The following is a 6,649-nucleotide window of genomic DNA, read 5'->3' as shown; positions in this document are numbered from 1 at the left end:
ACCCACATATAATAAAAGAGAATTAAAACCATGATGCCAAGAAATAAAACAATAGGATTAAAAAAAAATCCTAGTACCCAATTTTACATATGATATAAAAAATCATAATCTTTGAATTTAATTAATTAAACCATATTAAAATGCCATCATCAATTCCCAAATCCATGTATGTATAGGCTCTGATACCACTGAAAGGATGCGACCATGGAACCCCGCAGCGGAAGTGTAAACAAAAATTTTTGTCAAGTTAGGGTTCCATTCACAAACTTGCAGGACTCAATTACATACATAGAGATTCAAGAACACATATAATTTCACCATTTACATAATGATAACAAATAATCAAATACAGTAAATCATACTTACTTGATTATTCCAAGCTTGCAGTTTTCCTTCGATCCTTGAGCACCGAAATTACAGTGCCTCCAACAGTAATCCACACAGCCTAAAATCCCTTAACTTTCTTGTTCTTCACAACTCTTGTTGAAGAAACAAGCTTGAGAGGAAAGAGAGAGAGGTGTGGAGTCAAAATCCTAGAGGGAGGCTAGGGTTGATGATGCATGAACATTATGAAACCCTAACCCATAGCTTCCCTTTTATATCACCTCTCTTCTTATGATGGTGTTTGGTTACTAGTGCTAGCATGACCAAAAACCATTTTAGGATAACCCTATTCCAGTTTAGTGTATCCCTATCCTTTAATTAATTAACCCTTTAATTAAACAAGGATAAGCTTATACATAACCTGAATAGCTCCTCTCACTCAATTAAGAGAATCACTTAAGCTTATTGTGTGTGACCCATTGGGTTCACCCCAACCTAGCAGTGGACAGGGACATCTCTATGTCTCCTATAAATGGAAACTTTCCATTTTAGGTTCAATTGGAACTATTCCAATTTTGCCCTTATTGATAACTCTTTATCAATTGGCCTACACTGGTCATGAGTGACGTCTAGCAACATATCACGACATACCCTAGGTTTAGGTGAATAGCAGAACTATTGCGAACCCTTCATGCTACTTAATCCTTCATCCCCTAATGTCACAGTCAAAGATAATCAGGTATGGTTTATAAGTCAAACCCTATCTTGACTCCTTGATGTTTGTTCATAAGAGATAAACTCAAATAGGCAGAAGCAGTGAAACTCTTTTCACTGTTTGCCTTTCACTCTGGCCAGAGATTCCTTTTGAGAACTATCCTTATAAACTATCCTGACATTCTCTCTCATCAAACTGAGAGTGATGATCCCTTATCGCACACTCACCTGCCTTCATACATAACTCACTAGAGCCAATGAGCACCGGATTACCACCTTGAAAAAGGCAATACAAGGTACTATCAAACTCTAGCAACCCATGCATAAGACAGCTATGGTGTCTCAGGTCTTAGGATTACCATATGGACGTAGCACAAGAATATTCCTTTTGACATGACTACCATAGGAATATTCTAAGCTGGTCTAGTTCAGTGTACACATTCTCTAATGTGCACCCACAGATTAACTATAGTGTCACTACACCGATAGGAAAGACTACCTATCCTCCCATTGGAGCCAGTTTAAATCTGTGCTACTCTTATACGGTTAGTTAAATATCCACTTTAACAAACCTATGAGTAGGAACTGTTTTAGAATAAATGTCTATGAGAAATTATCAGTCTCTCTATCTCAACTCTTTGAGATGAATATTTCTCCTATCATTTATTCATGGACCTTATCATTAATGTGTTTAATACACATCAGATAAGTTATACCTTCATTTATAAATAATATGAAACTTATATGCCCTTTAGGATTGGTTTTAGGGCATACCTCTAACAATCTCCCACTTGCACTAAAGCCAATCATCATAGTATCGAATACTAGTCTTCGCAAGACAAGGCTTATTGCACTCTCTAGTGTATAGGCAAGGTAGATTATCAGATGCAAAACCATTTTGCATTTTATTATTTTCAATAATAGTATTTAAACTAATTCTGCTGCCAACTCTGATGTCCTAGTAAATGAGACCTATGCTTCCAAAAGAAAGCATTTGTTCACTCGACATTCTATTAGGCAATCTATGTAAATGGCGTGTATTTAGTAATTTCTTGAAATACAAGTATTTCATTCTTAAACTCTTTTAAGAACAAACTTGTTTCTATTCTGAATCTCTATTCTGAATTGATTATCAATATCTGCCTGACAACTCTTTGCAGCATGTTCTTGATATTGATATAAGTACATACTTTATTCTCATATGAGTCTCATATTTCTCAAATATTTATCTCATATGAATTAATCATTTCAAAAACTCCTTTTTGATGTGATTTGAATTCCTATAACGATTATGGAATTCTTAATACTACTTTAGTATTAATAGTGTGTACTAATAAAGAAATTAATTTGATGACTTTTCATGCTCCCACTAGTCCTTTTAAAAACTAAGGTACTTTATGTATTAAACCCTTTAATTACATAAAATTCCCTTTGTCGTTTTATAAAGGTATAATTTTAAACTAATATGGAAACCATGTTTTCTTATAACTCTTTATATAGAAAACTTGTTTTTCTAATAACTCTTTATTTAGAAAAACTTTCTTTTAAAGTTTATTTGAAATATCTCATATTATCAAATAACCTTTAAACTATATCGTTTAACATTTTAAAGGTCCTTAAGTGATATAAGATTATTAAGATATCCCAATATCTTTCTTTTAGTTTTACTTCATAATAATCAATTGAACTTTTCAATTATCTATTATTCATGAAGTATATAAGCTAAAAGTTAGGGTTTATACATCTCATGTATTATCCCTTTAATCTTCATATACACTTTAATTTTTATTCATTCAAGGCATTTGTAAAGAATTAAGAACTTTAAGACAGTTGCCAGATAAGATTTCAAAATCTGAAATATCTAATATTAAAGATTTATAAAATCAAATAAATGTTTAAACAAACATTACTAAAATAAAGACTTCCAGAGGAAGTAATTATTACATCCAGCAATTAAAAAGTTCTTAAAATTCTGAATAAGTAAAAATCAGGCTTCAAAGTCAAAGGCAGCAACACTTTGAGCCTTTCCAAACAAAGCCAGCCTGAAGATCACTCTTCTTTCTGCTTCCCCTTGTCTCCTATATACAATCGCATTGTACAATAAAACAATTAGGTATCGCATACCATAAGCAGAATACTAATTCGAAATTAGTAAATGAATAAATGACAAGACGTACCACTAGAAGAACCTTTCTTCAGAGTTGCTAGGTACTCCTTGCAATTTCTCTTCCAATGACCTGTTTTACCGCAGTGGAAACACTTTCCCTTAGAGTCTTTTGACTCTTTCTCCTTCTTCTTCATACCTCCTTTAGCTTTAAATGGAGAATTCTTCTTACCCTTACCCTTAGGCTTGGATCTAGAAGTTGAAGCACCATAAAAAACTAAAGCGCTTCCTTTAGAGTCCTTTCTCAAAGTCTCTTCAGCAGTCACAAGCATATTCATCAAGTCGGTCAGAGAGACCTTGTCATTCACATCAGACATGTGAAAGTTCATGATGAATGGTTTGTAACTATTAGGAAGTGAATGAAGCAGAATATCAGTCCCCATCTCAGAAGAAATATCCACCCCTTGATCATGCAGGGCATGAATATTGCGGATCATCTTTAAGCAGTGCTCATTGACAGATGTCCCTTCCACCATCTTACAAGCAAAGAGCTCTCCCACAGTGTTGTACCTTACAACCCTATTTTGAGACTCATACAGCTCCTTAAGATGGGTGATGATAGCATGCGAGCTGTCTATGACTTCATGTTGCCTTTGGAGCTCATTAGTCATCGATGCCATAATATAGCACCTCGCCTGAATATCATCCTCAAGCCACTTCTTATAAGTAACTTGTTCCTCTTCTGATGCCCCTTCGGGAAGAGCATTAGGACGTGGAGATTTTAAGACATAGTCTATTTTGTCGGCGGCTAAAACAATTTTCAGGTTTCTAATCCAGTCATTGAAGTTGGGACCGGTTAAACGGTTGTCATCAAGAATACGTGATAAAGGGTTTAGTGGTGCCATCTACAATAGAAAATAATAATATTAATAAATTTCATATTTTGAAAACATTAAATTTCTGGTCTTTAATTTATATGTTTCCTCCCACTACTTTGTTCAAATCTCATACACCCTAAGATGAGACTTTGTGAATTTCAAACATAGTTCGAATTTCCATAGCAGGGATTGGAGTCCCATTTGAACTAGTGGACCCTCACATGTTAGGTTATTGGGCCACTAACTCAAAGGGGTGGATAACTCTTTATCCTAATGCTTCTCAAGCAAGTCCCAATCATCCTTTAGCCTCTAGAATATAATAACCTCACATAATAGTTTATTGGTTAGTATATTATAGTTAAATCATACCTACCATTCACATGAGTATGGTCAATTGAATGTGGCATCCCGCAACCTATCGGCTTCTTGGTAGCCCCATTATCGCACCTCATGATATCCTATATGCCACAAGCCTGTTTGAATCTTTACAAATGAATGTGTTCCCACATATCTGCAGCCAAACACATCCACCATAAAGACCCTCATAGCTTGTAATGGTAGGAGGCTAGGATAAAGCATTTGCATGCCTCTTCCTTACAATTTAAGTTTTATAAAAATTAGGGGTTTTGTATAAAGGTCTCATTTTTATAAACATACAATCATACATCACATGCATATCTACTATATATCACAATATATCATAAGGTTTAGACCCACCTTTATTATTAGTTCTCAACTATCCTCCCACTGACCTCCTAGAGGTTGCGATGGATTCATCTTGAACATATAATAAATCAGGTCAAGGCCCATGCAAGCATACATCACAAATATATAATGGGCCTTGGATTGATTATGGACTTTAGGGTTGGGTTCATGCTTAGAGCCACTAAAGCTGAACCCTAGGTCTTATATTGGTGGGTCGAGTGATCGTAATTATACACATATGCAACACATTACATAATACTGAAAATCTTCACAAGATCTTCATTCCTCTTGCCAAGTACTTCTCAAGTGCTTGATGTCTCTCGAACAGGATTCCACCATGATCTTCTTTTTGAATTTAAAATACAAACATTTAAATATAAAGAAGGGGATTAAAGGAAATAGGGGATTTACATGTGAAGAGAGATAGAGGGAAAGAGGCATGAAAGCCTTTAATAATTACATCACATTTATTTAAACTCATTTAAATAAAAACCCATTCAATAACCTGTCACATCACATGCGGCCAATCTCAACTCATTTTAAATTGGTCTTAAGTCCATAATCATCCATTTTATTATCATACAACACATTGCATAATAAAAGGAAAACTACATTAAGTAAAGGCAATTATAATAATGATGATGGCATATGGCATTTAATTAATTAAAGTCACATTCTTTATTATTATCCTATAACAATAATAATCCCATTATTATTATTATCCTATAATAATAACTAATTACTTTTAATCTCATTAAAAGTATATAATCATATCTTATATGAAAATCAAAGAACACTTTCTTTTAAAATAACTAAAACCACTAAAACAAAGCAATTAGGGTTTTAATTAAAACATGAATAATACTTTGAGAAATTATTATCACAATTCCTACTATGCTATTAACACTTTAATATGCAGAGTAGATCAATCACTATCAACCTACATAAGTGGAATAAATAATAACTCAAAATAAGATTCAAAACAACTAGCAATTTCTAAAACCAGAAATTCCAGCAATTGGGTACTGTTTTGAAATATTTTTCTTCTATATTAAAACAACCTTTTAATATCTGAAAAATACTATTTCTCAAGGATTTTAAGTCCTCTTTCAAATGGCATAGGTCTCATTAAGTGATTCCAACATTTGGTTTCACTTTAGAGCTATTTGTGACTTGAACTCTTAACCATGGCAGATTCAAGAATTCCTACACAAATCAATTTAATTAACTCATTTTATTTGTGAACTAAGTTCTCAAAACACTTCATTTCACAAGCTTTTTCAGTCCTCTAAACAATGGCAGGGGTCTCATCAATTAATTCCAACGTTTGAAATTAATTTGAGAGTTTTTGTGACATAGAGTCAGAATTGACAGATTCGACTCTTAATCACATAAATTCTTATGTGGCTATTCTAGATCATCAAAAATCATGGGAACTTTTCCTATAGATTGTTAAGACCTAGAATTAATGAAGTTAATAAGTGGCTTGCTTTAAAAAATCCAGAAAACAATTTTTCAAGATTTTTAAAGTACTTACATGTTGCTGCCCAGAAAATGCAGCAACCCAGAATTCATTTCAAATCTCATTTAAAATTAATTCTATGATATAAAAATGTATAAAAACAATTTTAATACATTAATACATCATTAGGCAGTAACCTTATGTGTTTTTAACAAATTAAAAACATACCTTCATCACATGAATTAACCAAAACCAAACTCTCAAGAACACTTGAAATTAAACACATTTAATTTCATATTATTGCATGCTTCAAGAATTAATATAAACACATTTACTAACCTTAAGAACATGTAATAATCATGTAGGGTTTCTTAAAAACCCATCATCCATTAAACTAGAGGGTAGAGACCCTCATGGCCGTGAACCCCATAGAGGAGAGGTGAGAGATGTGCAGATTTCTAA

Annotated in this window: 1 protein-coding gene; it reads right to left on the bottom strand. The window is 33.3% G+C overall.

The features are described 5' to 3' along the window. Positions 1–3,186 precede the first annotated feature (3,186 nt). Positions 3,187–4,047 carry a zinc finger domain-containing protein gene (locus tag HK417_RS23940; RefSeq protein ID WP_222273057.1) on the bottom strand — a complete coding sequence of 287 codons (861 nt, stop codon included), beginning with the start codon at positions 4,045–4,047 and terminating at the stop codon, positions 3,187–3,189. Positions 4,048–6,649: the final 2,602 nt, after the last annotated feature.

Origin of the sequence: Modestobacter marinus (genome assembly GCF_019799945.1) — a bacterium.
Classification (GTDB): Bacteria; Actinomycetota; Actinomycetes; order Mycobacteriales; family Geodermatophilaceae; genus Modestobacter; species Modestobacter marinus_B.
This window is presented reverse-complemented; position numbering and strand designations above follow the sequence as displayed.